This is a genomic window from Lentzea sp. (assembly GCF_035525475.1).
GTDB lineage: Bacteria > Actinomycetota > Actinomycetes > Mycobacteriales > Pseudonocardiaceae > Lentzea.
Genome location: NZ_DATLEC010000164.1, coordinates 1 through 23545, shown reverse-complemented (window position 1 = coordinate 23545; position 23545 = coordinate 1). Strand labels below are relative to the sequence as shown.

Below are 23545 nucleotides of genomic sequence, written 5' to 3'. Positions count from 1 at the left end.
TGGCATCAACAGCTCCTCGCGCTGCAAGTCCCCGAGGTGTTCGGACGGTAACTGTCCGCAAGGCCCACGCCAAGTGCTGTTCCATGCGGAATGAACATGACAACAGGACAACCGCCCTTGCAAACGTTTTCAAACTACCTGACCCCAGGCGTCGATCGTCCCATCATCGGTGCCGGGACGGAAGTCTGAGCGGTCAGACCAGGAAGCCCCGCAGCAGCGACGCCGTCCCGTCGAGGTGCTCGGCCATGGCCTGCCGCGCCGAAACGGGATCTCCGTCCAAAATGGAGGTGATGACGCGCTCGTGCTGGGCGTTGGAGTGCGCGAGGTTCGGTTCGAGCAGGGGGATGTGGTCCAGCAGCTCGTTGGTGCGCATCCGCGACTCGGCGACGGCGGCGGTGAGCGCGGCGGACCCGGCCGCCTCCGCGATCGCGAGGTGCAGCCTCGAGTCCTTGCGCCGGTACTCGGCGAGCGACGAGGTCGAGGCCTCCTCCAGCCTGGCGCGCAGCCCGCGCCGTTCGGCGGGGCCCAGCGACCGGCCCGCCGCCGTCTCCGCGGCACCGGTCTCCAGCACCCTGCGCAGGGTCAGCACGTCGTCGACGTCGCCGAACTCCTTGCCCGGAGCGGGCTTGGGGACCACGTCGTTGACGAACGTACCGCCGTAACGACCCCGCCGCGACTCGACGTAGCTGTTCTCCTGCAACGACCTGATGGCCTCGCGCACGGTCACCCTGCTCACGCCGAGCCGGGTGGCCAGGTCCCGTTCGGACGGCAGCCGCTCCCCCGGCGCGACGACGCCGAGCCGGATGGACTGCATGAGCCGTTCGACGGTCTCCTCGAACGCGTTGCCCGCCCTCACCGGGCGGAACAACGCGTCCTGCGCGTGCTCCACCACGACTAGAGCGGTGTCACGTACGCGCCGGCGATGCCGCCGTCCACGAGGAAGTTCGACGCCGTCATGAACGACGAGTCGTCCGACGCCAGGAACGCGACCGCGGCGGCGATCTCCTCGGGTTCCGCGAACCGCCCCATCGGCACGTGCACGAGCCGGCGCGCGGCCCGCTCGGGATCCTTCGCGAACAGTTCCCGCAACAGGGGCGTGTTGACAGGGCCGGGCGACAGGGCGTTGACGCGGATGCCCTCCCGCGCGAACTGCACACCGAGCTCACGCGACATCGCGAGCACGCCGCCCTTCGACGCCGTGTAGGAGATCTGCGACGTCGCCGCGCCCATCGTCGCGACGAACGACGCGGTGTTGATGATCGAGCCCTTGCCGTTGGCCTGCATGTGCGGGATGGCGTACTTGCAACACAAATAGACCGACGTGAGGTTCACCTTCTGCACGCGGTCCCACGCCTCGATGCCCGTCGTGAGGATCGAGTCGTCGTCGGGCGGCGAGATGCCGGCGTTGTTGAACGCGATGTCCAGCTTGCCGTAAGTGTCCACAGTGGTCTGGAAAAGCGCTTTGACCTGTTCCTCGTCGGTCACGTCGACCTGGACGAACAGGCCGCCTGCCTCGTCGGCGGCCGCCTTGCCCGTCGCCGGGTCGAGGTCGGCGACCACGACCTTCGCGCCCTCGCTCGCCAGCCTGCGCACGGTCGCGAGTCCGATGCCGCTGCCGCCACCCGTCACGACGGCCACGCGGCCCTCGAGTCGCTGCACCATCTTGTGTTCTCCTGTCAGGTAGCCCAGAACTCAGGTAGCGATGAAGACGTTCTTGACTTCGGTGAACGCGTCGAGCGCGTCGGGTCCGAGCTCACGGCCGAGACCGGACTGCTTCACGCCGCCGAACGGTGTCCAGTAGCGGACGGACGAGTGCGAGTTCACCGACAGGTTCCCGGCCTCGACGGCCCGCGACACCCGGATCGCGCGGCCGAGGTCGTTCGTCCAGATGGAACCGGACAGCCCGTACTCGGAGTCGTTCGCGATCCTGATCGCGTCGGCCTCGTCCTGGAACGGCAGCACGACTACGACCGGTCCGAAGATCTCCTCCGTGACGGTCACGTGGTCGTAGGCGGGCGTGAGAACCGTGGGCGGGAACCAGAAACCCGGTCCGTCGGGCGCCGAACCGCGGAACGCGACGGGGGCGTCGTCTGGGACGTAAGACGCCACCTTGCCGAGGTGCGCCGCGGAGATGAGCGGCCCCATCTCGGTCGCCTCGTCGCCCGGTTCGCCGACCTTCACGCCCTTGACCGCGGGCTCCAGCAGTTCCATGAAACGGTCGTGGACGCTCGCCTGCACGAGGATCCGCGAGCGCGCGCAGCAGTCCTGCCCGGCGTTGTCGAACACCCCGTACGGCGCGGTGGCCGCCGCCTTCTCCAGGTCGGAGTCGGCGAAGACGATGTTCGCCGACTTGCCGCCCAGCTCCAGCGTCACGCGCTTCACCTGGTCCGCGCAGCCGGCCATGATCTGCTTGCCGACCTCGGTCGATCCGGTGAAGACCACCTTGCGCACCAACGGGTGCGTGACGAACCGGTTGCCGACGACGCCGCCCTTGCCCGGTAGCACCTGGAACACGCCCTCCGGGATGCCCGCCTCCAGCGCGAGCTCGCCGAGGCGGATCGCGGTCAGCGGCGTCACCTCGGCGGGCTTGAGCACGACCGTGTTGCCCGCGGCCAGCGCGGGCGCGAACCCCCAGCCCGCGATGGGCATCGGGAAGTTCCACGGCACGATCACGCCGACGACGCCGAGCGGCTCGTGGAAGGTGACGTCGAGCCCGCCGGACACCGGGATCTGCTTGCCGAACAGGCGTTCCGGCGCTGCGGAGTAGTACTGCAGCACGTCGCGGACGTTGCCGGCCTCCCACCGCGCGTTGCCGATGGTGTGGCCGGAGTTCTCGACCTCCAGCCGCGCCAGCTCCTCGTTGTGGGCGTCGACGACCTCCGCGAACTTCCGCAGCAGCCGGGCGCGGTCGCCGGGTGCGACGGTCCGCCAGCTCTCGAACGCCTTCTGCGCCCGGACGATCGCCGCGTCCGTCTCGTCGAGGGAGGTGTGCGGTACTGATCGCACGACCTTCTCGGTAGCCGGGTTGATGACGTCGAAGGTCACGCTCTTCTCCTCGCGAACTCTCGGGCGGCGCCCACCAGGGCCTCGAACAGCCTCAGGTCCTCGATGTCCTGCTCGGGGTGCGACTGCACGCCGACGACGAACCGCGCACCGTCCAGCTCGACGGCCTCGACGGTCCCGTCCGCAGCCCTGGCCGTGACCCGCAGGCCGTCCGCGACCCGGTCCAGCGACTGGTGGTGGTGGCACTGGACGTTCGTGCGGTCGCCCAGGATCGTGTGCAGGCGTGTGTCCGGCGAGACGTCGATGTCTGTGTGCTCGAAGACGCCGGGCGCGGGGTTGTGGCCCTCGACGTGCTGGTGCAGCGTGCCGCCCAGCGCCACGTTGAGCACCTGCATGCCGCGGCACACGCCGAACACCGGCAGGTCGAGCTTCAGCGCGCCCTGGACGAGCGCGAACTCGGCTTCGTCGCGGTCACGTCGCGGCTCGCCGGTCTTCTCGTGCTTCTCGGCGCCGTAAGTGGCGGGGTCGACGTCCGCGCCGCCCGCGATCACCAGTCCGTCGAGGAACGCGATGCTCTCGGCGGTCCAGGTGCCGACCGGCGGCAGCATGACCGGGGTCCCGCCCGCCCGGACGACGCAGTCGAGGTAGCCGCGGTAGAGCACCGCGGCCTCCACGTCCCAGTGGCCGAAGCGCGTGCGCTCCAGGTAGGTGCTGATGCCGATGAGTGGCTCAGAGGCGCTCAAACCCGCGTACCTTCTCCCAGTCCGTGACCGCCGCGTCGAACGCGGTCAGCTCGACCTTCGCGGCGTTGAGGTAGTGGTCGACGACCTCCTCGCCGAACGCCGAACGCGCGATCTCGCTGGCCGCCAGCAGATCCGCGGCTTCCCTCAGCGTCGTCGGCACCGTCGACCGGTCGGACGCGTAGGCGTTGCCGACGAACTCGTCCTCCAGCTCCAGCTCCTGCTCGACGCCGTGCAGACCGGCCGCGATCAGCGCCGCCACCGCGAGGTACGGGTTCACGTCACCACCGGGCACCCGGTTCTCGAACCTCAGTGACTGGCCGTGGCCGACGACTCGCAACGCGCACGTGCGGTTGTCGTGGCCCCACGCCACCGCGGTCGGCGCGAACGAGCCCTGCACGAAACGCTTGTAGGAGTTGATGTTCGGTGCGAGGAAGTACGTGAACTCCCGCAGCGCGGCCAGCTGGCCCGCGAGGAAGTGCTTCATCAGCTCCGACATGCCCCGGCCCTCGGCGAAGACCGGCTCGCCGTCCTTGGAGCGCAACGACAGGTGGATGTGGCAGGAGTTGCCCTCGCGTTCGTTGTACTTCGCCATGAACGTGAGCGACTTGCCCTGCTGCGCCGCGATCTCCTTGGCGCCGTTCTTGTAGATGGCGTGCTGGTCGCACGTGCGCAACGCCGTCGTGTAGCGGAAGGCGATCTCGTGCTGACCGGGGTTGCACTCCCCCTTGGCCGACTCGACGACCATGCCCGCGCCCGTCATCCCGTTGCGGATGGCCCGCAGCAACGGTTCGACGCGCGCGGTGCCGAGCAACGAGTAGTCGACGTTGTACTGGTTCGACGGCGTGAGGTTGCGGTAGCCGGCGTTCCAGGCCTGCTCGTAGGTGTCGTCGAAGACGATGAACTCGAGCTCGGTGCCCACGTAGGCGTCGAACCCGAGCGCGGCGAGGCGGTCGAGCTGCTTGCGCAGGACCTGCCGGGGTGAGGCGACGACCGGGTCGCCGTTCTCCCAGACGACGTCGCACATGATGAGCGCGGTGCCCTCCTGCCACGGGATCCTGCGCAGGGTGTCGACGTCGGGCTTCATGACGAAGTCGCCGTACCCGCGGTCCCAGCTCGACATCGCGTAGCCGCTGACGGGGTTCATCTCGACGTCGACGGCGAGGAGGTAGTCGCAGCCCTCGGCGGAGTGACCGAGGACCTCGTCGAGGAAGTACCGGGCAGCGCACCGCTTGCCCTGCAGGCGGCCCTGCATGTCCACGATCGCGACCAGGACGGTGTCGATCTCACCGGCGTCCACGGCCACGCGCAACTCCTCGACGGTCAGCATTCCGCGTTCCTCCAAAGGTATGTCTGCGAGCCATTGACGGCACCATCTTGACACCGCCTGGTGACGAGCGCCACCCTCAGCCACCGTCTAAAGGACTGGACGGAGTCCAATCGAGGAGGACGCCGATGAGTCACGAAGCTGACAGTCCTGCCACCGGAAAATCCACTGACGAACAACGGCTGCACGAGCTGGGCTACGCCCAGGAGCTGTCCAGGACCATGTCCGGGTTCTCCAACTTCGCGGTGTCGTTCACCATCATCTCGATCCTCTCCGGCTGCCTGACCCTGTACGGCTTCGGCATGAACACCGGCGGTCCCGCCCTGATCGTGTGGGGCTGGCCGTTCGTGGGCCTGATGACCCTCGTCGTCGGCCTCGCCATGGCGGAGGTGTGCTCCAGCTACCCGACCGCGGGCGGCCTGTACTACTGGGCGGCGAAGCTCGCGCCGCGCAACGGTCCCGCCTGGTCGTGGTTCACCGGCTGGTTCAACTTCCTCGGCCAGGTCGCGGTCACGGCCGGCATCGACTTCGGCGCGGCGTTCTTCATCAACGCGTTCCTCGACCTCCAGTTCGGCTTCGCGGCCACTCCACCGCACACCATCCTGATCTTCGGCATCGTGCTGGTGCTGCACGGCCTGCTCAACACGTTCGGCGTGAAGCTCGTCGCGCTGCTCAACGACATCAGCGTGTGGTGGCACATCGCCGGCGTGGTGGTCATCGTCGGCGCGCTGGTGATCCTGCCGTCGGAGCACCAGTCCGCCTCGTACGTCTTCACCACGTTCGTCAACAACACCGGCTGGTCCTCGGCGTTCTACGTCGGCCTGCTCGGGCTCCTGCTGGCGCAGTACACGTTCACCGGCTACGACGCCTCGGCGCACATGACCGAGGAGACCCACGACGCGGCCCGCAGCGGCCCGCGCGGCATCGTGATGTCGATCGTCGTCTCCCTCGTCGCGGGCTGGGTGCTGCTCGTCGGCATCACGTTCGCCATCCGCGACTACGACGGCGCCCTGGCCAGCCCGACCGGCGTGCCCCCGGCGCAGATCTTCATCGACGCGCTCGGCCTGACCGGCGGCAAGCTGTTGCTGCTGATCGCGATCGGCGCGCAGCTGTTCTGCGGCATGTCGTCGGTGACGGCGAACTCGCGGATGATCTACGCCTTCTCGCGCGACGGCGCGCTGCCGGCGTCGTCGTTCTGGCACAGGATCAACAAGCGCACCCGGACACCCACCAACGCGATCTGGCTGGCCGCGGGCGGCGCGTTCGTGCTCGGCCTGCCGTACCTGTGGAACCCGACCGCGTACGCCGCGGTGACCTCGATCGCCGTGATCGGCCTCTACATCGCGTACGTGCTGCCCACGCTGCTGAGGTTGCTGCAGGGCGAGAACTTCCAGCGCGGACCGTGGCACCTCGGGCGGTGGAGCAAGCCGATCGGCGTGGTCGCGGTGGCGTGGGTCGTGTTCATCAGCGTGCTGTTCATGCTGCCGCAGGCGAGTCCCGTGACGGCCAAGACGTTCAACTACACGCCGATCGCGGTGCTGGTGGTGCTCGGGTTCGCCGGTGTCTGGTGGCTCGCCTCCGCGCGGAAGTGGTTCAAGGGGCCGATGGTCCAGGGGACCCCGGAGGAGCTGGCCGCGATCGAACGCGACCTCGACTCCGTCTGACGCCGTCCGTGGCACTCCCGCTACCTTGCGAGAGTGCCACGCGCGTTGGTCCTCGGGGGAACCGGGCTCATCGGCGGCGCCACCGCCCGGCGGCTGCGGCAGGCGGGGTGGACCGTCGACGCCCCCGGCCGGGAGGTGGACCGCGAAGACCCCGGTGCGATCGCCCGTGCCCTGGGTGACGGCGCCGACCTGCTCGTCGACTGCCTCTGCTACACCGCCGCCCACGCGCGCACGTTGCTCCCGTTGGCGCGCAACGCGAGCTCGACGGTGATGATCTCGGCCAAGGCGGTCTACGCCGACGACCTCGGCCGACACGTCAACTCGGACGAACCACCGCGCTTCGAAAGCCCCGTCACCGAGGACCAGCCGACGCTGGCACCGGAAAACTCGGACCCGTTCACCCGCGAGGGATACGGGCCGAACAAGGTCGCGGCGGAGCGGACGCTGCTCGACAGCGGCCTGCCGATCACCGTGCTGCGCCCCTCCAAGGTGCACGGACCGGGCAACAAGCGCCCGTTGGAGGCGTACTTCGTCGACCGCGTCCTCGCCGGCGAGCGCGAGATCGCGTTGGCGTGCCGCGGCGAGGGCGCCGACCACCCGTCCGCCGCGGCCAACATCGCCGCGCTGGTCGAGACCGCCGCCCTGCGCCCCGGCACCCGCGTGCTGAACGCCGCCGACCCGGATGCCCCGAACGGCCTGGAGATCTCCCGGATCATCGCCCGCTCGCTCGGGCACGAGTGGCGCGAGGTCCTGCTGGACCACGACGAGTCCGGCCGCCACCCGTGGCACCGCATCCCGCCGTTCGTCCTGGACACCAGCGCAGCCCTCGCACTCGGCTACGAGCCCGTGGGCGACTACGCGGCCACCGTGCAGGAGACGCTCCGCGACCTCGTTTCGAGCAGGTCGTGGCAGGATCGGTCACGTGAGTGACATTCAACGTGTGGGAGTCGTCGGTTCCGGCCTCATGGGCTCCGGGATCGCCGAGGTGAGCGCCCGTGCCGGCCTCGACGTCATCGTCGCCGAGGTCAACGCGGGCGCGGCCGAGGCAGCGCAGGGGCGGATCGCCACCTCGCTGGCCAGGGGCGTCAAGTCCGGCAAGCTCAGCGAGGCCGACCGCGAGGCCGCCCTCGGGCGCATCCGGTTCACCACCGACATCGGCGAGTTCGCCGACCGGCAGTTCGTGGTCGAGGCGGTCGCCGAGAACGAGCAGATCAAGACCGAGGTCTTCACCACGCTCGACAAGGTCGTGAAGGACGAGGACGCCATCTTCGCGTCCAACACGTCGTCCATCCCCATCATGAAGCTGGGCATGGCCACGAACCGCCCCGAGCAGGTCATCGGCGTGCACTTCTTCAACCCGGTGCCCGTCCTGAAGCTGGTCGAGATCGTGCCGTCCCTGCTGACCGGCGCCACCACGCAGGACCGCGCGGAGGCGTTCGTGCGCGACACCCTGCACAAGGAGGTCATCCGCTCGCAGGACCGCGCGGGCTTCGTGGTCAACGCGCTGCTGATCCCGTACCTGCTCTCCTCGATCCGCATGCTCGAGTCCGGCTTCGCCTCGGCCGACGACATCGACAACGGCATGGTGCTGGGCTGCGCGCACCCGATGGGACCGCTGCGCCTCACCGACCTGATCGGCCTCGACACCACGAAGGCCATCGCCGAGTCGATGTACGAGGAGTTCAAGGAGCCGCTGTACTCGCCGCCGCCGTTGCTGATGCGCATGGTGGACGCGGGCCTGCTGGGCAAGAAGTCGGGCCGCGGGTTCCACAACTACGCGAAGTAGGACCTCGGAGGGCCCGCTCCCCGGAGCGGGCCTTCTGCTTGGATGGACCGGGTGTCGGGAACGAACTACGACCTGCTGGCCGAGGCGTACGCCGAGTCGAACGAGACCGGCGTCCAGAACGCCTACTACGAACGCCCCGCGATGCTCGCGCTCGCCGGTGACGTGACGGGCCGCAAGATCCTCGACGCGGGCTGCGGAGCGGGCCCGCTGCTCGCCGAACTGCGGGCAAGGGGCGCCGTCGTGAGCGGCTTCGACCTGAGCCCCGGCATGCTGGACCTGGCCCGCCGCCGCGTTCCCGACGCCGACCTGCGCCTCGCCGATCTGGCCGCACCACTCCCCTACGGCGACGCCGAGTTCGACGACGTCATCGCCTCACTCGTCCTGCACTACCTGGAGGACTGGGGCCCACCGCTCACCGAGCTGCGGCGCGTACTCGGGCCCGGCGGCAGGCTGCTCGTCTCGGTGGACCACCCGTTCGCGATCCACGCCATCCACCGCGCCGAAGGCCGCCGCACCGACTACTTCGAGACCTACAACTGGACCGAGGTGTGGGATCACACCGGTGAGCCCGTCGAGATGTCGTTCTGGAACCGGCCTCTGCACGCCATGACCGGCGCGTTCACCGCGGCCGGGTTCACCGTCGCCGAGATCGCCGAGCCTCTGCCGGTACCGGAGGCGGAGCAGCTGTTCCCCCACGACTACGCGGCGCTGAGGACGAGCCCGAGCTTCCTGTTCTTCAAGCTGGTCGCGTGAGCGAGTCCTGGACGCACGACGACAGCCCGGTCACCGATGTGGCCGGCATGCTTCGAGAACGGATCGAGGCCGGCCACCTCGAAACGTGGCTCACCAGCGAGTCCGGACGATCGCTCGCCTTCGTCACGAACACCGAGCGCGCCATGGTCATGCTGCTCGACGGCGAGGGCGACCCCGGCGAGCACGCCACCGATCCCGGCGCGGAAGGCGCGAGCGACGGCTTCGTCCTGTCCAACGGGCAGGACGACGAGTACCCGGACGCCGACACCGTGCCGCTGGACAAGGCGCTCGGCATAGTCGAGCACGTCGTCGGCCAGGGCGTCTGGCCGACGGACGCGCACCACGTCAGCGACCGCTAGACCGCGGCCAGCCGGTTCATCGAGTGCTGGATCAGACCCACCAGCACCGCCTTCGACGACTCGCGGTCGCGGGCGTCGCACAGCATCACCGGGATCTGCTCGTCCAGGTCCAGCGCGTGCCGCACCTCGTCGACGGTGTACAGCTGCGCCCCGTCGAAGCAGTTCACGGCCACGATGAACGGGATTCCCCTGTGCTCGAAGAAGTCGATCGAGGGGAACGACGAGTCGAGCCGGCGCGTGTCCACCAGGACCACCGCGCCGATCGCACCGGTCGCGAGCTCGTCCCACATGAACCAGAATCGGTTCTGGCCCGGCGTGCCGAACAGGTACAGCACCACCTTGGTGTTGATGGTGATGCGCCCGAAGTCCAGGGCGACCGTGGTCGTGTCCTTGCCCTCGATGCCGGCGAGGTCGTCGACGTGCACACCTGCCTCGGTGAGCAGCTCCTCGGTTCTCAGCGGCGCGATCTCCGACACCGACGCGACCATGGTGGTCTTGCCGGTGCCGAAGCCGCCCGCGATGACGATCTTGACCGCGGTCGGCACGATCAGCTCAGATCCCACGAACACCATCCAGTACGGCCTGCAGGAGATCCCTGTCGGGAATCTGGTGAGAGGAGTTCTGCACTATCACGTCGCCGCGCTCGATGAGGTCCGACAGCAGGACCTTCACCACGACCAGCGGCACGTCGAGGTAGGCAGCTACCTCGGCGACCGAGAGCGGGCGTGAGCACAGGGACATGATCTCGCGATGTTCGACCGAGAGCGACGTCTGGTCGGACGCAAACGAGGCCGCCCGGACCTGCGTCACGAGGTGAAGGTCGGGTGCGTTCGGCCGAGTGCGGCCGCGCACCATGGCGTAGGGCCGCACCAGCGGCCCCGCGGCCTCGTCGTACCACCAGTCCTCCCGCGAGGACATCAGCGCGACTCTCGTGCGGCTGGCACCGTCGCCGTTTCTGCGCGGGGGGCCGAGGAGAGGTACGTGCCCACCCGTTTGACCAGCATGTTCATCTCGTACGCGATCATGCCCATGTCGGCGTCCTCTTCTCCGAGCAGAGCGAGGCACGCTCCGTGACCCGCCGCGGTCACGAAGAGGTACGCGTGCTCCATCTCGACGATGGTCTGCCGGACGGCGCCGCCGCCGAAGTGCCTGCCCGTGCCGCGGGCGAGCGACTGGAACGCCGACGCCATCGCGGACAGGTGCTCCGAGTCGTCGCGGGACAGCCCGGCCGATCGGCCGAGCAGGAGTCCGTCCGCCGACAGCACGACCGCGTGACGGGCGCCGACCACGCGCTGGATGAGGTCCTCCAGCAGCCAGTTCAGTTCGCCGTGCTGGCTGGTGTTGTCCTTCATGACGATGGGGCTCCTTCTGATCTCCAGTCGTCGGTCAGCCGGGCGTCGCGGGTGCCGCGCTGGAACGCGGCGAGCCCGTCTCTGATCCGCTCGGCCGGCCTGTCACTGCTCACCGGCTCTGCGCGAGGCGGTTCCTCCGAGGATTGCACGAGCTGCGGCGCGAGGTTCTGCCGCTTCTTCCTGCGGGGAAGGGGGGCCTTCCCGTCCGGCGGAGGAGGCGCGGGGGTCGGTTCGTCCACAGGCGCATCCGCCTTGGACACGTCCGCGGAGGCCAGGGAGTTCAACCCGGCGTGCAGAGCCGCCAGTCCCTCGGGGGTCACCGGCACCGGATGCGCGTCGACGTGGCCGTGCCGCTCGTCGTGGAACGACCGCACCGGCATCTGGGTGGTCTCGGAGATGTCGGCCGCCGTGGTGCGCGGGGCGACGATGTTCGGTGGCAGGACGCACAACGCCACGGTGCCACCATAAGGCGAGTCGCGCAGCTCCACCTTGATGCCGCGTCGTGCGGCGAGCCTGGCGACGACGAACAGGCCCAGCCGGGACTCGCCCCGGAACGCCATCGTCTCGAAGTCGGGCGGGTTGGAGAGCTTCGCGTTGGCCTGGAGGCGTTCCTCCTGCGTGAGGCCGAGGCCGTGGTCCTCGATCTCGATCACGATGCCGTGCGGCACGGCGTCGGCGGAGTGGATGACCACCTCCGACCGCGGCGAGGAGAACGCCGTCGCGTTGTCGACGAGCTCCGCGAGCAGGTGGATGGTGTCGGCGACGGCGACGCCCACCAGCGCGCGGTCCGGCGCCGGGTTGACCTTGACCCGGACGTACTGCTCGGTCTCGGCGACGGCGGCGCGGATGACGTCGCTGAGCCGCACCGGTTTGCGCCACTGCCTGCCGGGCTGCTCCCCGGCGAGGATGATCAAATTCTCCGCGTTGCGGCGGGCGCGGGTCGCCAGGTGGTCGAGCTGGAAGAGCGAGTCGAGCTGCTCGGGGTTCTCCTCCTCGCGCTCCAGCTTGTCGAGGATCTTGAGCTGGCGGTGGACCAGGCCCTGGTTGCGGTGCGCGATGTCGAGGAAGACGCGGTTCACGCCCTCGCGGGCCTGCGTCTCCTTCACCGCCGCCGCGACCGCCGTGTACTGGGCGGTGTTGAACGCGTCCGCGACCTGGCCGATCTCGTCGTTGCCGTAGTCGAGCGGCGGCATGTCGCGGTGGACGTCGACCTGCTCGCCGCCGCGCAGGCGCGCCACGATGTGCGGCAGCCGTTCCTGCGCGAGCCGCAGCGTGTCCTCCCGCAACGACGTCAGCCGCGTCACGAGCGCCTTGCTGACCAGGCGGTGGGAGATGCGCAACGCCAGCACGATGCCGACGACGACCGCGAGCAACGCGATGAGGCTGCCGATCACCACGGCGGTGACGCGACTGTTCGCCTTGTCGAGGCCCAGGTCGGCGGCGTCCTCCGCCTGCCGGACCGCGATCCCGACGAGGTCCTCGTGCACGGGGGCGGCCGCCGCGCGCCACTGCTGGTCGGTGACCCCCCGGTCACCGTTGATGATCCGGCCCTCGAGGTCGAGCAGCGTGCGGTACTCGGAGCCGCCGCGCAACGTGTCGTACTGCTGGCGGGCCTGCCCCAGCGCGAACGGGATCGTCGAGTCGAGGCTCGAGTGGTAGGCGCCGAAGAGCCGGGAGAACTCGACGCGCTCCGCCGGGGCGAACGTGCCGTTGAGCAGCCCGCGCGAGCCGATCGTGGCTCCGCGGGACATCCAGTCGGCGGCCTGGAAGATCGTGACGGCCCCGACGCCTGCCTGGCTCGCCTCCGCGTCCGGCACGAGCCGCGCCTGCCGGGAGAACAACGCCACTCCCGCGTCGACGAGGCTGTTGTAGTAGCTGTAGACCGCCTGGGCGTCCGCGCCGCGCGACTCGACCCCCGCGCGTTGCCGCGGGAGCTCGTCCAGCACGGTGGTGAGCGCGGTGATCCGGTCGACGACGTCCTGCGGCGAGCCGTCGGAGAGCCCGGCGAAGGCGTCCTTCATCTTCCGGACCGACTCGTCGGTGACCTGCTGCTGCCGCTTCAGCTCCGCCGTGCCGGCGCCGCCCGCCTCGCTCAGCAGCACGAGGCTCAGCTGACGTTCCTTCTGCAGCCCGACGAACGCCTCCACGGACGGGATCGTCACGTCCTTCACGCTCGACGCGACCGAGCGCAGGTAGAAACCGTCGAAAAGGGTGTACGAGGAGAAGACGGCCCACATGACGAGGAGCACCGCGCTCGGCACGACCACGACACCGGCCAGCCGCGACCTGATGGTCCGGTAGTTGGTCGGTGTGTACCCGCTCTTCTCGGTCACAGCGCTCTCACGGTCTCCTGTGTCCCACGGCTAGCGCTGCGGGCATCCCGCCTTCACTCCATCCGGCTGCGATTCGGTTCGAAGGCTACCCAGTCGAGTGAGTGGAGCAACAGCCGGTACGGGGATTCTCACAACTCAAGAACCCCCGTACGGACTAGTTCCCGTGTTCGTTCTAAGGGCGTTCGACAGCGACGACGGTGTAAGTCGTCTCCGGCGTCGGCGGCGTGCTGAAGCGGGCATTCGGCAGGTAGAGGCGCTTGCCGAACGCGGCGACCGTCGTGGGGACGTCGAACCGCGCGTCTGTTCGTTCCGCCGCGAGAGTCGCGCCGTCACGGCTCAACGTGTATCGCGCGACTTTGTTCAGCCTGTTTTGCACCACGAACAACTGACGTCCCTCACGCAACAGCCCATCGCCATTCGTGAGTGCTTGACCGTTCAAATCGATGTTGCTCGTTTTGCCGGTCCTGGGATCGATCCGGAACAGCTGACCGGTGTTGCTCTGGACGGCGATCAGACCACCGTCGAGACCCGTGACGATGCCGTTGAGGTTCGTCGCGCCGGGCGTGACGACGAGGTCGCCGGTGAGCGCCAGCGTCCGGTGCGGCTCGAGGTTCAGCGGCACCTCGTAGAGCACCGCCTGACGCGAGTCGGTGAACCACGCCGACCTGTCGGTCAGCACGACGTCGTTGACGAACGTGTCCGCGGTCGCGAACTGGAACTTCGCCAGCAACGCACCGGTGCGGGTGTCGTAGACGCGTGCGTCGCCGCCCGTGCCGCCCGCGACCCACAACCGCTTGCGCGAGTCGACCTTCATGCCGAGCGACGGCGTGCCGGGTCCCTTCGCGAGCACCTCACCACCACCGGTGCGCAGGTCGGCCGCGTAGATCGACCCGTCGGCCCGCGACCCGAAGTAGGCCTTGGCGCCGCTGATGGCGATGCCTTCCGGCTGCCAGCCTGCCGGCAGCGGGAACTCGGTCGGGAAGTGCCGGGAACCGTCTGCGGTGGCCGGCGCCGCGGCCGTGAGCGAGACGCCCAGGACCGCCGCGAGCAGGACACCGAATCTGCGGTACATGCCGCCTCCTAGTCGGGTTGGGTGCGCCTCTGATCCTTCTCCTGCGCGGCGGCGAAACAGGAGTTTTCTCAGCAATCCGACATCTCTACAGCTCAGCGGCGGCCTCCGCGATGAGCTCCAGCGACTCGCCCGCTCCCAGTGCGACCTCCTGGAGGCCCTCGAACCGCTGCGCGCACTGCTCGGTGAGCCCGGGGTCCTCGACGTACTCGCCCTTGACGAACGTCTCGAAGTACGCCACGTCGTTGTGCTGGCGGTGCGGGAACCCGAGCAACGTGAACGGCGAGCCCATCGCCGGGTATGCCCCGGCCCCGCGCGGTACGACCCGCACGCTCACCGCCGGGTGCTCGCTGACCTCCATCAGGTGCAGCAGCTGCGCCTTCATCACCCGCGGCCCGCCGACCACCTGCCACAGCACGGCCTCCGGGAAGACCGCCCGCACCGCCAACGGGTCCCTGTCGTTGAGACGCGTCGACCACGCCTCGCGCACCATCGCGAGCCGTGCGGTGCGCACCGGGTCGTCGGTCTGCATCGCCGCGTCGGTGTACCCGGCGAGCTGGAAGACGGCGGGCACGAGATCCGTCGTGAACGCGCGCAGCAACGTCGCCTCGAACACGAGAGTCGCGAAGTCGGCCGCAGGATCGAAGTTCACCGCGTTGTCGAACACACGCCTGCGGACTTGTTCCGCGTACTGCGCGCGCAGCACCGCGGCTTGCCATTCCGGAGTCGGCACCTTGTACACGTAGCCGAGCGCCATGATGTCCACCGGAGCCGACGGCTGCACCGCGTTCTCCATCATGGACAGCTTGGCACTGCTGAAGCCCACGCGCTGTCCGGCCTCGGTGAGGCTGAGCTCGCGCTCGTCGCGCCACCCGGCCAGCTGCCGCCCGATGGCGCGTTCTAGTGCGGTGGCACGGAAATCCTTCGGCATGACGCGAAGGATATGACCAATTCGGATTCCCGAAAGGGAGGCCCGGTGTGGACAACCCTTCAATGGCAAAGAACTTCGTTGAGCGGATGACTATGTCGTTAAACTCCCGTGCGCATTTCTCGCATTGTTAGCGTTTCGTGCGCGCATGAGCACGCACGAGGTCATGGAACCCGAACGCGTCGTCCCCCACCTCGGTCAGCAACGACTTCTCCACCAGGTCGTCCAACGCGTCCTCGACGTCGCACGCGGGCTCCCCCGCGATCTCCGCCGCCACCGGCACCCCGAACGCGCCCGGCTGCCACGCGCACAACCGGTAGAGCCGCGCCTGCCGTTCCGGCAGCTCCACATAGGACAGATCGAGCAACGGCCCGAGCCGCCCGTCGTCGGTCAGCGGCCCCACCTCCACCACGTGACCGAGGTCCAGCTTCTCCCTGCTGGTCACGAGCACGGTCCCGGAAGCCGGCAGCAACGGCGTCACCTGCCCGGCCGAGCTCGCGTTGTCCAGCAACAGGGTGAACTGCCTGCGCATGACCAGACTGCGGAACACCGCGCACTCGTCAGCCGGGTCGACGTTCATGCCGAACGCCCGCAGCACGCGCCCGATCCGGTGCACCGCCAGGTCGACGTACAGCTGCGGGCTGGATCCGCGTTCCCGCAACCACTGGAGCGCCAGCGCGGTCTTGCCCACCCCGGCGGCCCCGGTCAGCACCGTCACCCCGGCCCGGATGCACCGCAGCTCGGCGTCGCGCCCGACGAAGTGCCGCGGCGGCGCGGGAGGCCGGAAGAGCGGCGGTACGTCGTCGCGCGTCCTGATGCCCCCAGTGGCGGCCACCGCCAGCACGTCGCCCATGCCCGCACCTCCCCGACTCCTCGAAGCTACGGGCTTTCCTCCACTTACATCAGACGGCCATCGAGTGATCGCACGTGAGCGCGGCACCGGTGTTGGAGGTGGCGGTCTTCACCTGGCGGCCATTGATGATGATCTTGCAGGTCAGCTCGCCGTGCACGCCTTCGAGCCTGATGACGACCCGGCCCTTGCGCTTGCCCAGCCGTTCGAACGGCATGTCCGGGTTGCGCAGGGTCCGTTCCTGCTCACCGGGAAACGTGTAGCTGAGCTGGTCGGTCGTGCCCGTTCCCTCGACCGAGACGCGGATGCTGGGCGTTGCCGCGCAGCCGGTGCCCCCGGCCAGCAGCAGGCCCACGAGCAAGGCGGCGGTCCTCATGTGGGGAACGGTAGGAACCGCGGGCCCGTGGATACATCAGCCTGGAGGCTGGAGCGGTATCAGCCATCAGACTGACAACCCCTGGTCCCTCAGCCGCGATTCGACCCGGAACCGCTCGACCTCCCGCTCCACCCCTTCGGGCAGCTCCCGCAACCGGTGCTCCACCCCGAGAGCCGCGCAAGCCTGCACCAGCAACGCGTCGTAGGCCTGACGTGCGCCGATCTTCTTGATCGCCGACTCGCCGGGGCCGAAGCAGGCACGGGAGCGCCGCACACGACGAAGGTCGGCCGCGATTCGTTCGATCGGCCGATGTTCGGGGACGAGCGGAGAAGGACGGAGCCTCAGCAGCGCCTTCACCAGGCGGAAGGGCACACGCCCAGGTTACCCGGCCTGCAACGCCAGGAAGAGGTCCACGCGCACCTCGAACTCGGTCAGGTCGACCCCGAGCAGCTCCTCCACCCGCCCGACCCGGTACCTCAACGTGTTCACGTGCACGTGCAGCTTGGCCGCCGCCGAGGTCCACGAGCCGGAGCAGTCGAGGAACACCTTCAGGGTCCCCGCGAGGTCGGACCCGTGCTCGGCGTCGTAGTCGATCACCGGTCCGAGCAGCCTGCGCCGCAGGGAACCCCGCAGCTCCTCCGGAACGCCCGCGAGCAGCAGCTGGTGCAGCGCGATCTCCTCGCCCGCCACCACGCACGTGCGGCCGCCACGGCGCTCTCCCAGCCGACGCGCGTGCGTGGCTTCCTCCGCGGCGCCGCGCAGTCCGCGTGACTCCACCGGTGAGCTGATGCCGACGAGCACGCGCGACGAGCCGAGGCCCGGTTCCATCACGCGCATCGCGTCGCGGACCTCGTCCGGTGGTGAGTCGTCCGCCTTCGCGACCGCGTAGACCGTGTCACCCACGGGTGTCACCAGCGCCTGTGGCAGCGCCTCCTCCAGCACGGCCGCCGCGAGGTCGGTCCGCTGGTCGGACGTCACCGCGCTGAGCACGCGCAGCCGGGCGCTCTCCAGTCCGGCCGCCGCCAGCCGTGACTCCAGGTCGGCCGACCCGCTCAGCACCGCGGCGACCAGCGGTGCGGCGGTGCGGTTCTCGATCTGACGGCCCTGCGCCTGGTGCAGGCGTTCCAGGCCGACGAGGGACGCGAGCTCGGCGGCGGCCTCCTGCTGCACCGGACCGCCCACGACCAGGATCCAGCTGGTGAGCCGGGTGCCGCCGCGTTCGGAGACGGGCACGAGCGTCACGCCCCTGACCGTCTTCGGCAGGCGGTCGGCCTGCAGGAACTCCTTCACCAGGGCGACCCTGCCGGGCAGCTCGCCACCCGCGACGACGCGCCCGGTCGTCGACAGCACCCAGCACGGCGCGTTCAGCTCGTGGCCGCCGGCGGCCAGCAGCGCGGGCAGACCGGAGCCCTCGGTCACGACGGTGAGCAGCCTGCGGTGCCGCGACAGGCCGACGAGCTCCATCGACACGCGTTCGGTGATGGTCGCGAACGACAGGTCGACCGGCACCTCCAGCAACGGCACGTGGTGGCGGACGCAGGCGTCGACCAGGTCTTCCGGCAGGTCGTGGCTGTCCGTGTCGCTGTCCGTGTCGCTGGCCGCGAGGCCGGCCACGCGCGCAGAGGCGAGCGAGCGGACGAACGTCTCGGAGTCCTGCGGGCCGTGGTGCCAGAGCAGGCCGGACAGCACGAGCTCCCCGCCGGACAGGTACCGGCTGGGATCGGGCAGCTCCGTCCCGTACACGCGGGTCACCGTGCGGTCGAGCTGGTCCTCACCGGTGTGCAGGCTCAGGCGCAGTTCCGGCATCCGCAGCAACGTCCGCAGCAGCAACATGAGAGGTCACTTTCGTCCATTCGCAGCCAGAATGAACGACGTTTGTAGGAAAGCACAAATTCGTCACGTCCAGGAGCCTGTCGATTCATGTGCCACGCCGTAGAGGTGTGTACCTCTTGGTCTGTGTACTGGCTCACAACCGGATGGGAGGGCGAGTGACGATCTCCACGCACGTGCTGGACGCCGCACGCGGCAGGCCGTTCGCGGGCATCACCGTGTCGCTGCAGCGCCGCGACGGGACCGAGGTGGCGACCGCCGAGACGAACGCCGACGGACGGATCACCGGGTGGGGTGACGAGCTCGAGGCGGGCGTCTACCGGCTGGTGTTCGACACCTCGCGGGCCGCGCCGTTCTTCCCCGAGGTCGTGCTCACCTTCGACCACGCCGACCCGGCTCAGCACTACCACGTGCCGTTGCTGCTGTCGCCGTTCGCCTACTCCACCTACCGAGGTAGCTGACGATGGACTTCCTTCGACCGGAGACGCTCGCGGAGGCGTTGGAGCTCAAGGCCTCCCGGCCGGACGCCGTGCCGATCGCCGGGGGCACCGACGTCATGGTGGAGCTCAACTTCGACCACCGCAGGCCCGCCGCGCTGCTGGACCTGACCCGGATCCCCGAGCTGCGGCGGTGGGAGGCGGGGCCGCGGATCGGCGCCGGCGTGCCGTACGCGCGGATCATCGACGAGCTGGGCGCACAGCTCCCCGGCCTGGCGATGGCCTCCCGCACGGTCGGGTCGCCGCAGATCCGCAACCGCGGCACGGTCGGCGGCAACCTGGGCGCGGCCTCCCCCGCGGGCGACACGCACCCGGTGCTGCTGGCGTCGGACGCGGTCATCGAGGTCGCCTCCGTGCGCGGGACGCGGATGATCCCTGCCGCCGAGTTCTACCTGGGCGTCAAGCGGAACGCGCTGGAGCAGGACGAACTGATCGTGGCCGTCCACCTCGCGCCCGCCCAGGGGCCGCAGCAGTTCTCGAAGGTCGGCACGCGCAACGCCATGGTCATCGCGGTCTGCTCGTTCGCGATCTCCCTGTTCCCCGGGGAGAACCGGGTGGGCGCGGCGGTCGGTTCGGCCGCCCCGACACCCCGGCGTGCGCACGAGGCCGAGGAGTTCCTCGCCTCCGCGCTGGACTTCTCGTCGCCGCGACCGCTGCTGGACTCGGTGAAGCGCGAGTTCGGGGAGCTGGTCTCGCGGGCGGCGTCGCCGATCGACGACGTGCGCGGCTCTGCGGCCTACCGCAAGCACGCCCTGGCGGTGATGGCACGCAGGACGCTGGGCTGGGCCTGGCAGGAACTCCTCAGCCAGAAGAACGGTGGCGGTGAGCTGACATGCGCGTGAACGTGACGGTCAACGGCGAGCGGCGTCAGGCCGACGACGTGTGGGAGGGCGAGTCGCTGCTGTACGTGCTGCGCGAGCGGCTCGGGCTGCCCGGCTCGAAGAACGCCTGCGAGCAGGGCGAGTGCGGCTCGTGCACGGTGTACCTGGACGACGTGCCGGTGTGCGCGTGCCTGGTCGCGGCAGGGCAGGCGCAGGACCGCGAGGTCCGCACGGTCGAAGGGCTCGCGCAGGGCGACCGGCTGGACCCCGTGCAGGAGGCGTTCGTCGAGGCGGGCGCGGTGCAGTGCGGCTTCTGCACGCCCGGTCTCGTGGTGCAGGCGCACGACCTGCTCGACCGCGTGCCGAACCCGTCCGACCCGGAGATCCGCGAGGCGCTCGCCGGGAACCTGTGCCGCTGCACGGGGTACGAGAAGATCCTGGACGCCGTGCGACTGGCGGCGTCACGCCGATGATCGTCCTCGACCGCTGTGCGGTGTCCACTGTGGACTCGTCAGGGACCGAGCACGCCTCCGGTCACGTCGTCATCAATGAGGGCCGGATCGTCTCGGTCGGGTCCGGGCCGGCGTCTCGGCCCTCCGGGGCGCACACGTACGTCGACGCGTCGTCGTGCCTGGTCACGCCCGGGCTGATCAACACCCACCACCACCTCTACCAGTGGGCGACGCGCGGGCTGGCGACCGGCGCGACGCTGTTCGAGTGGCTGACCACGCTGTACCCGGTGTGGCGCGGGCTCGACGACTCGGTGACGCACGCGGCGGCGTCCGCCGGGCTGGCGCGGCTGGCGCTGACGGGCTGCACCTTGGCCGCCGACCACCACTACGTCTTCCCGTCGGGCGGCGGCGACGTGTTCGACGCGCTGGTGTCGGCGGGCCGGCGGATCGGGATCCGGCTGGAGGCGATCCGCGGGTCGATGGACCGGGGCGAGTCGCAGGGTGGCCTGCCGCCGGACAACCTGGTCGAGGAGACCGAGGCCGCACTGATCGCGACCGAGCGGGCGATCGGCGCCTACCACTCGACCGCGGACGACGCGCTGGTCCGGGTGGCCGTCGGGCCGTGCTCGCCGTTCTCGGTGTCGAAGGAGCTGATGACCGGCGCCGCCTCGCTGGCCCGTCGCCACGGCGTCCGGCTGCACACGCACCTCGCCGAGACCCTGGACGAGGAAGAGCAGTGCCTGGCGGAGAACGGGTGCACGCCGACCGAGTACGCCGAGCGGCTCGGCTGGCTGGGACCGGACGTGTGGCTCGCGCACACCGTGCACCTCAACGCCGGCGCGGTGAAGCGGCTCGGGGCCACCTCGACCGGGTCCGCGCACTGCCCGACGTCCAACGGACGGCTCGGCACCGGGATCGCGCCGGTGCGCGACCTGCTCGACGCCGGTGCGCCGGTCGGGCTCGGCGTCGACGGTGCGGCGTCCAATGAGGACGGTGGGCTGGTGGTGGAGCTGCGCTCGGCGCTGTACCAGGCACGGCAGCGCGGCGGGCCTGGCGCGCTGGACGCCCGCAAGGCGTTGTGGATGGGCACGATGGGCGGCGCGCAGGTGCTCGGCCGCGCGGACTCGCTGGGGTCGATCGAACCGGGCAAGGTCGCGGACCTCGCCGTGTGGGACCTGTCCGGGATGAACCACGCGGGTATCGCCGACCCGGTGGCGGCACTGGTGCTCGGCACTCCGCCTCCGCTGAAACTGCTGATCGTGGGCGGTGAGGTCGTGGTGCGGGACGGGATCCTGCTCACGGCGTCGACCGACGAGCTGGCGCGCGACCTCTCCGCCGCCAGCACCAAGCTCCAGGAGGCTGCGCGATGACCCTCACCCCCGCCGAACTGACCTCCGCGGTGTCGGGTGGCATCGGGACGTCGCCGCAGCGCCCGGACGGCAACCTGAAGGTGCGCGGCGAGTTCGCCTACTCGTCCGACCTGTGGCACGAGGACATGATCTGGGGCGCGACCCTGCGCTCACCGCACCCGTACGCCCGCATCACGTCCGTGGACATCACCGAGGCGTTGAAGGTGCCGGGCGTGTACGCGGTGCTGACGCACTCGGACGTGCCCGGCCGCAACCTGTACGGGTTGGAGCACAAGGACCAGCCGGTGCTCGCGGTGGACGTCGTGCGCTACCAGGGCGAACCGGTCGCGCTCGTCGGCGCCGACCACCCCGAGACCGCGCAGCGGGCGATGAAGAAGATCGTCGTCACCTACGACGTGCTGGAACCCGTCGTGGACATGGAGACCGCGGTCGGCGACACCCCGCTGCACCCCGGCGGGAACCTGGTGCGGCACGTGCCGATCCGGCGCGGCTCGCAGGATGTCACGGCCGACGTCGTCGTCACCGGCCGGTACGAGGTCGGCATGCAGGACCAGGCGTTCCTGGGCCCGGAGTCCGGGCTCGCGGTGCCGGCGGAGGACGGGTCGGTCGATCTCTACATCGCGACGCAGTGGCTGCACGTCGACCGCTCGCAGATCGCCGCGGCACTCGGCCTGCCCGAGGAGAGGGTGCGGCTGACGCTCTCGGGCGTCGGCGGCGCGTTCGGTGGCCGTGAAGACCTGTCGATGCAGGTGCACGCGTGCCTGCTGGCCCTGCGCACCGGCAAGCCGGTGAAAATGGTCTACAACCGCGAGGAGTCGTTCTACGGGCACGTCCACCGGCACCCGGCCGTGCTGTACTACGAGCACGGCGCCGACCGCACCGGCAAGCTGGTCTACGTCCGCACCCGCATGTATTTGGACGGCGGCGCCTACGCCTCCTCGACTCCCGCTGTCGTGGCCAACGCGGCGACTCTGGGCGTCGGGCCGTACGAGGTCGACAACGTGACAGTCGACGCTTATGGCGTCTACACGAACAACCCGCCGTGCGGCGCGATGCGCGGATTCGGTGCTGTGCAGGCAGGTTTCGCCTACGAGTCCCAGATGGACAAGCTGGCCGAGGCGCTGGGGATGTCGCCGGTCGACGTCCGCGTGCGGAACGCGATGACCGAGGGTTCCGTGATGCCGACGGGTCAGGTGGTCGACTCGGCCGCGCCCGTCGCCCAGCTGCTGAAGCTGGTGCGGGACAAGCCCTTGCCCGCCGGAACGTCGTCCGACATCCGCGAGCTGCCCGGTGGCGTCTCGAACACCACGCACGGCGAGGGAGTCGTCCGCGGGGTCGGCTACGCCGTCGGCATCAAGAACATCTGCTTCTCCGAGGGCTACGACGACTACTCGACCGCTCGGGTCCGCGTCTCGATGGTCAACGGGGAGTTGGCCGCCGCGGTGCACACGGCCGCGTGCGAGGTCGGGCAGGGCCTGGTGACGATCATGCAGCAGATCGTGCGGACCGAGCTGGGCATCGAGCGCGTGACCGTGCTGCCGATGGACACCACGATCGGCAACGGCGGCTCGACCTCGGCCTCGCGCCAGACCTACGTGACCGGCGGCGCCGTGAAGGCCGCCTGCGCGTTGGTGCGCGATCGGCTGGCAGGCCGCACCGACATCGGCTCTGAGGTGATCGACGAGACCACCGAGTGGCGTCACCGTGCGACCGAGGCTCTCGATCCCGTGACAGGACAGGGCAATGCGCACGTCCAGTACGGCTTCGCGGCCCACCGCGCTGTCGTCGACGTGGACGTCGATCTCGGACTCGTGCGCGTGGTTTCTCTCGACTGCGCCCAGGACGTGGGCAAGGCGCTGAACCCGCAGGCCGTGGTGGGCCAGATCCAGGGCGGTTCCGCCCAGGGCCTCGGCCTCGCGGTGATGGAGGAGATCCGGACCGAGGGCGGGGTGGTGCGCAACCCATCCTTCACCGACTACCTCATCCCGACCGCGTTGGACATGCCGCCGATGAGCATCGACGTGCTGGAGTTGGC

Annotated in this window: 25 protein-coding genes; 10 read left to right on the top strand and 15 right to left on the bottom strand. The window is 69.7% G+C overall.

Annotated elements, in window-relative coordinates; all coding sequences use genetic code 11:
- Positions 1-193 precede the first annotated feature (193 nt).
- From VM306_RS26995 to VM306_RS26975, 5 genes are read right to left on the bottom strand one after another with little or no spacing between them, the layout of a single operon-like run.
- Positions 194-892 (bottom strand): FadR/GntR family transcriptional regulator, encoded by a 699-nt coding sequence (locus VM306_RS26995; RefSeq protein WP_414672459.1) that lies wholly within the window; start codon positions 890-892, stop codon positions 194-196.
- A 2-nt stretch (positions 893-894) separates the two neighbouring features.
- Positions 895-1662 (bottom strand): 3-oxoacyl-ACP reductase, encoded by a 768-nt coding sequence (locus VM306_RS26990; protein ID WP_325520006.1) that lies wholly within the window; start codon positions 1660-1662, stop codon positions 895-897.
- Positions 1663-1692: 30 nt separating this feature from the next.
- Positions 1693-3045, bottom strand: a complete 1353-nt coding sequence (locus VM306_RS26985; protein ID WP_325520004.1) for an aldehyde dehydrogenase family protein — start codon at positions 3043-3045, stop codon at positions 1693-1695.
- A complete protein-coding gene (locus tag VM306_RS26980; RefSeq protein ID WP_325520002.1) occupies positions 3042-3746 on the bottom strand; it encodes a gamma-glutamyl-gamma-aminobutyrate hydrolase family protein in 705 nt (234 codons plus the stop codon). Before VM306_RS26980 ends, VM306_RS26985 begins: the two co-directional genes overlap by 4 nt.
- On the bottom strand, positions 3733-5073 hold the full coding sequence (locus VM306_RS26975) for a glutamine synthetase family protein (protein ID WP_325520000.1): 1341 nt from the start codon (positions 5071-5073) through the stop codon (positions 3733-3735). Before VM306_RS26975 ends, VM306_RS26980 begins: the two co-directional genes overlap by 14 nt.
- A 125-nt stretch (positions 5074-5198) precedes the next feature.
- On the opposite strand from VM306_RS26975, the gene VM306_RS26970 reads away from it, so the two are divergent.
- The 5 genes from VM306_RS26970 to VM306_RS26950 are packed head-to-tail and all read left to right on the top strand — an operon-like array spanning position 5199 to position 9632.
- Positions 5199-6734, top strand: a complete 1536-nt coding sequence (locus VM306_RS26970) for an amino acid permease (RefSeq protein ID WP_325519998.1) — start codon at positions 5199-5201, stop codon at positions 6732-6734.
- 33 nt (positions 6735-6767) lie between these two features.
- A complete protein-coding gene (locus VM306_RS26965) occupies positions 6768-7664 on the top strand; it encodes an NAD-dependent epimerase/dehydratase family protein (protein ID WP_325519996.1) in 897 nt (298 codons plus the stop codon).
- A complete protein-coding gene (locus tag VM306_RS26960; protein ID WP_325519994.1) occupies positions 7657-8520 on the top strand; it encodes a 3-hydroxybutyryl-CoA dehydrogenase in 864 nt (287 codons plus the stop codon). The genes VM306_RS26965 and VM306_RS26960 overlap by 8 nt, the downstream gene beginning before the upstream one ends.
- A 42-nt stretch (positions 8521-8562) precedes the next feature.
- Positions 8563-9273 carry a class I SAM-dependent methyltransferase gene (locus VM306_RS26955; RefSeq protein WP_325519992.1) on the top strand — a complete coding sequence of 237 codons (711 nt, stop codon included), beginning with the start codon at positions 8563-8565 and terminating at the stop codon, positions 9271-9273.
- Positions 9270-9632, top strand: coding sequence for a hypothetical protein (locus VM306_RS26950; RefSeq protein ID WP_325519990.1), 363 nt, complete (start codon positions 9270-9272; stop codon positions 9630-9632). Before VM306_RS26955 ends, VM306_RS26950 begins: the two co-directional genes overlap by 4 nt.
- Here the strand turns inward: VM306_RS26950 and VM306_RS26945 are convergent.
- The 10 genes from VM306_RS26945 to VM306_RS26900 form a co-directional block, all read right to left on the bottom strand.
- Positions 9629-10204, bottom strand: coding sequence for an ATP/GTP-binding protein (locus tag VM306_RS26945; protein ID WP_325519988.1), 576 nt, complete (start codon positions 10202-10204; stop codon positions 9629-9631). The two genes, VM306_RS26950 and VM306_RS26945, sit on opposite strands and share 4 nt — an antisense overlap.
- Positions 10185-10550, bottom strand: coding sequence for a DUF742 domain-containing protein (locus VM306_RS26940; RefSeq protein WP_325519987.1), 366 nt, complete (start codon positions 10548-10550; stop codon positions 10185-10187). The genes VM306_RS26945 and VM306_RS26940 overlap by 20 nt, the downstream gene beginning before the upstream one ends.
- Complete coding sequence (locus tag VM306_RS26935; RefSeq protein WP_325519986.1) at positions 10550-10984, bottom strand: roadblock/LC7 domain-containing protein; 435 nt, start codon at positions 10982-10984, stop codon at positions 10550-10552. The genes VM306_RS26940 and VM306_RS26935 overlap by 1 nt, the downstream gene beginning before the upstream one ends.
- Positions 10981-13317, bottom strand: a complete 2337-nt coding sequence (locus tag VM306_RS26930) for a nitrate- and nitrite sensing domain-containing protein (RefSeq protein WP_325519984.1) — start codon at positions 13315-13317, stop codon at positions 10981-10983. The genes VM306_RS26935 and VM306_RS26930 overlap by 4 nt, the downstream gene beginning before the upstream one ends.
- A 172-nt stretch (positions 13318-13489) precedes the next feature.
- Positions 13490-14389 carry a superoxide dismutase gene (locus tag VM306_RS26925; protein ID WP_325519982.1) on the bottom strand — a complete coding sequence of 300 codons (900 nt, stop codon included), beginning with the start codon at positions 14387-14389 and terminating at the stop codon, positions 13490-13492.
- A gap of 85 nt (positions 14390-14474) precedes the next feature.
- The gene (locus VM306_RS26920) at positions 14475-15317 is read right to left on the bottom strand and encodes a helix-turn-helix transcriptional regulator (protein WP_325519980.1); all 843 of its coding nucleotides are present in this window, start codon (positions 15315-15317) and stop codon (positions 14475-14477) included.
- 127 nt (positions 15318-15444) lie between these two features.
- On the bottom strand, positions 15445-16167 hold the full coding sequence (locus VM306_RS26915; protein ID WP_325519978.1) for a hypothetical protein: 723 nt from the start codon (positions 16165-16167) through the stop codon (positions 15445-15447).
- Positions 16168-16216: 49 nt separating this feature from the next.
- Positions 16217-16540 (bottom strand): hypothetical protein, encoded by a 324-nt coding sequence (locus tag VM306_RS26910; protein ID WP_325519976.1) that lies wholly within the window; start codon positions 16538-16540, stop codon positions 16217-16219.
- Between the two features lie 66 nt (positions 16541-16606).
- Positions 16607-16912 carry a hypothetical protein gene (locus tag VM306_RS26905; RefSeq protein ID WP_325519975.1) on the bottom strand — a complete coding sequence of 102 codons (306 nt, stop codon included), beginning with the start codon at positions 16910-16912 and terminating at the stop codon, positions 16607-16609.
- Between the two features lie 9 nt (positions 16913-16921).
- Positions 16922-18373, bottom strand: a complete 1452-nt coding sequence (locus tag VM306_RS26900; protein WP_325519973.1) for a PucR family transcriptional regulator — start codon at positions 18371-18373, stop codon at positions 16922-16924.
- Between the two features lie 143 nt (positions 18374-18516).
- Between VM306_RS26900 and uraH the strand changes: the two genes are divergently transcribed.
- The 5 genes from uraH to VM306_RS26875 form a co-directional block, all read left to right on the top strand.
- On the top strand, positions 18517-18831 hold the full coding sequence (uraH, locus tag VM306_RS26895; RefSeq protein WP_325519971.1) for a hydroxyisourate hydrolase: 315 nt from the start codon (positions 18517-18519) through the stop codon (positions 18829-18831).
- A 2-nt stretch (positions 18832-18833) separates the two neighbouring features.
- Complete coding sequence (locus tag VM306_RS26890) at positions 18834-19709, top strand: xanthine dehydrogenase family protein subunit M (protein ID WP_325519968.1); 876 nt, start codon at positions 18834-18836, stop codon at positions 19707-19709.
- Positions 19700-20161 (top strand): (2Fe-2S)-binding protein, encoded by a 462-nt coding sequence (locus VM306_RS26885; protein WP_325519966.1) that lies wholly within the window; start codon positions 19700-19702, stop codon positions 20159-20161. Before VM306_RS26890 ends, VM306_RS26885 begins: the two co-directional genes overlap by 10 nt.
- Positions 20158-21510, top strand: a complete 1353-nt coding sequence (locus VM306_RS26880) for an 8-oxoguanine deaminase (protein WP_325519964.1) — start codon at positions 20158-20160, stop codon at positions 21508-21510. The genes VM306_RS26885 and VM306_RS26880 overlap by 4 nt, the downstream gene beginning before the upstream one ends.
- On the top strand, positions 21507-23545 hold a 2039-nt coding region (locus VM306_RS26875), incomplete at its 3' end, for a molybdopterin cofactor-binding domain-containing protein (RefSeq protein WP_325519962.1). The genes VM306_RS26880 and VM306_RS26875, both read left to right, overlap by 4 nt.

Bases quoted from the DNA above. Each gene is read 5' to 3' on its own strand.
- VM306_RS26990 (WP_325520006.1), bottom strand. From the start codon at position 1,662: ATGGTGCAGCGACTCGAGGGCCGCGTGGCCGTCGTGACGGGTGGCGGC.
- VM306_RS26975 (WP_325520000.1), bottom strand. From the start codon at position 5,073: ATGCTGACCGTCGAGGAGTTGCGCGTGGCCGTGGACGCCGGTGAGATC.
- VM306_RS26970 (WP_325519998.1), top strand. From the start codon at position 5,199: ATGAGTCACGAAGCTGACAGTCCTGCCACCGGAAAATCCACTGACGAA.
- VM306_RS26955 (WP_325519992.1), top strand. From the start codon at position 8,563: ATGGACCGGGTGTCGGGAACGAACTACGACCTGCTGGCCGAGGCGTAC.
- VM306_RS26945 (WP_325519988.1), bottom strand. From the start codon at position 10,204: ATGGTGTTCGTGGGATCTGAGCTGATCGTGCCGACCGCGGTCAAGATC.
- VM306_RS26940 (WP_325519987.1), bottom strand. From the start codon at position 10,550: ATGTCCTCGCGGGAGGACTGGTGGTACGACGAGGCCGCGGGGCCGCTG.
- VM306_RS26935 (WP_325519986.1), bottom strand. From the start codon at position 10,984: ATGAAGGACAACACCAGCCAGCACGGCGAACTGAACTGGCTGCTGGAG.
- VM306_RS26925 (WP_325519982.1), bottom strand. From the start codon at position 14,389: ATGTACCGCAGATTCGGTGTCCTGCTCGCGGCGGTCCTGGGCGTCTCG.
- VM306_RS26920 (WP_325519980.1), bottom strand. From the start codon at position 15,317: ATGCCGAAGGATTTCCGTGCCACCGCACTAGAACGCGCCATCGGGCGG.
- VM306_RS26915 (WP_325519978.1), bottom strand. From the start codon at position 16,167: ATGGGCGACGTGCTGGCGGTGGCCGCCACTGGGGGCATCAGGACGCGC.
- VM306_RS26910 (WP_325519976.1), bottom strand. From the start codon at position 16,540: ATGAGGACCGCCGCCTTGCTCGTGGGCCTGCTGCTGGCCGGGGGCACC.
- VM306_RS26900 (WP_325519973.1), bottom strand. From the start codon at position 18,373: ATGTTGCTGCTGCGGACGTTGCTGCGGATGCCGGAACTGCGCCTGAGC.
- uraH (WP_325519971.1), top strand. From the start codon at position 18,517: ATGGGAGGGCGAGTGACGATCTCCACGCACGTGCTGGACGCCGCACGC.
- VM306_RS26890 (WP_325519968.1), top strand. From the start codon at position 18,834: ATGGACTTCCTTCGACCGGAGACGCTCGCGGAGGCGTTGGAGCTCAAG.
- VM306_RS26885 (WP_325519966.1), top strand. From the start codon at position 19,700: ATGCGCGTGAACGTGACGGTCAACGGCGAGCGGCGTCAGGCCGACGAC.
- VM306_RS26880 (WP_325519964.1), top strand. From the start codon at position 20,158: ATGATCGTCCTCGACCGCTGTGCGGTGTCCACTGTGGACTCGTCAGGG.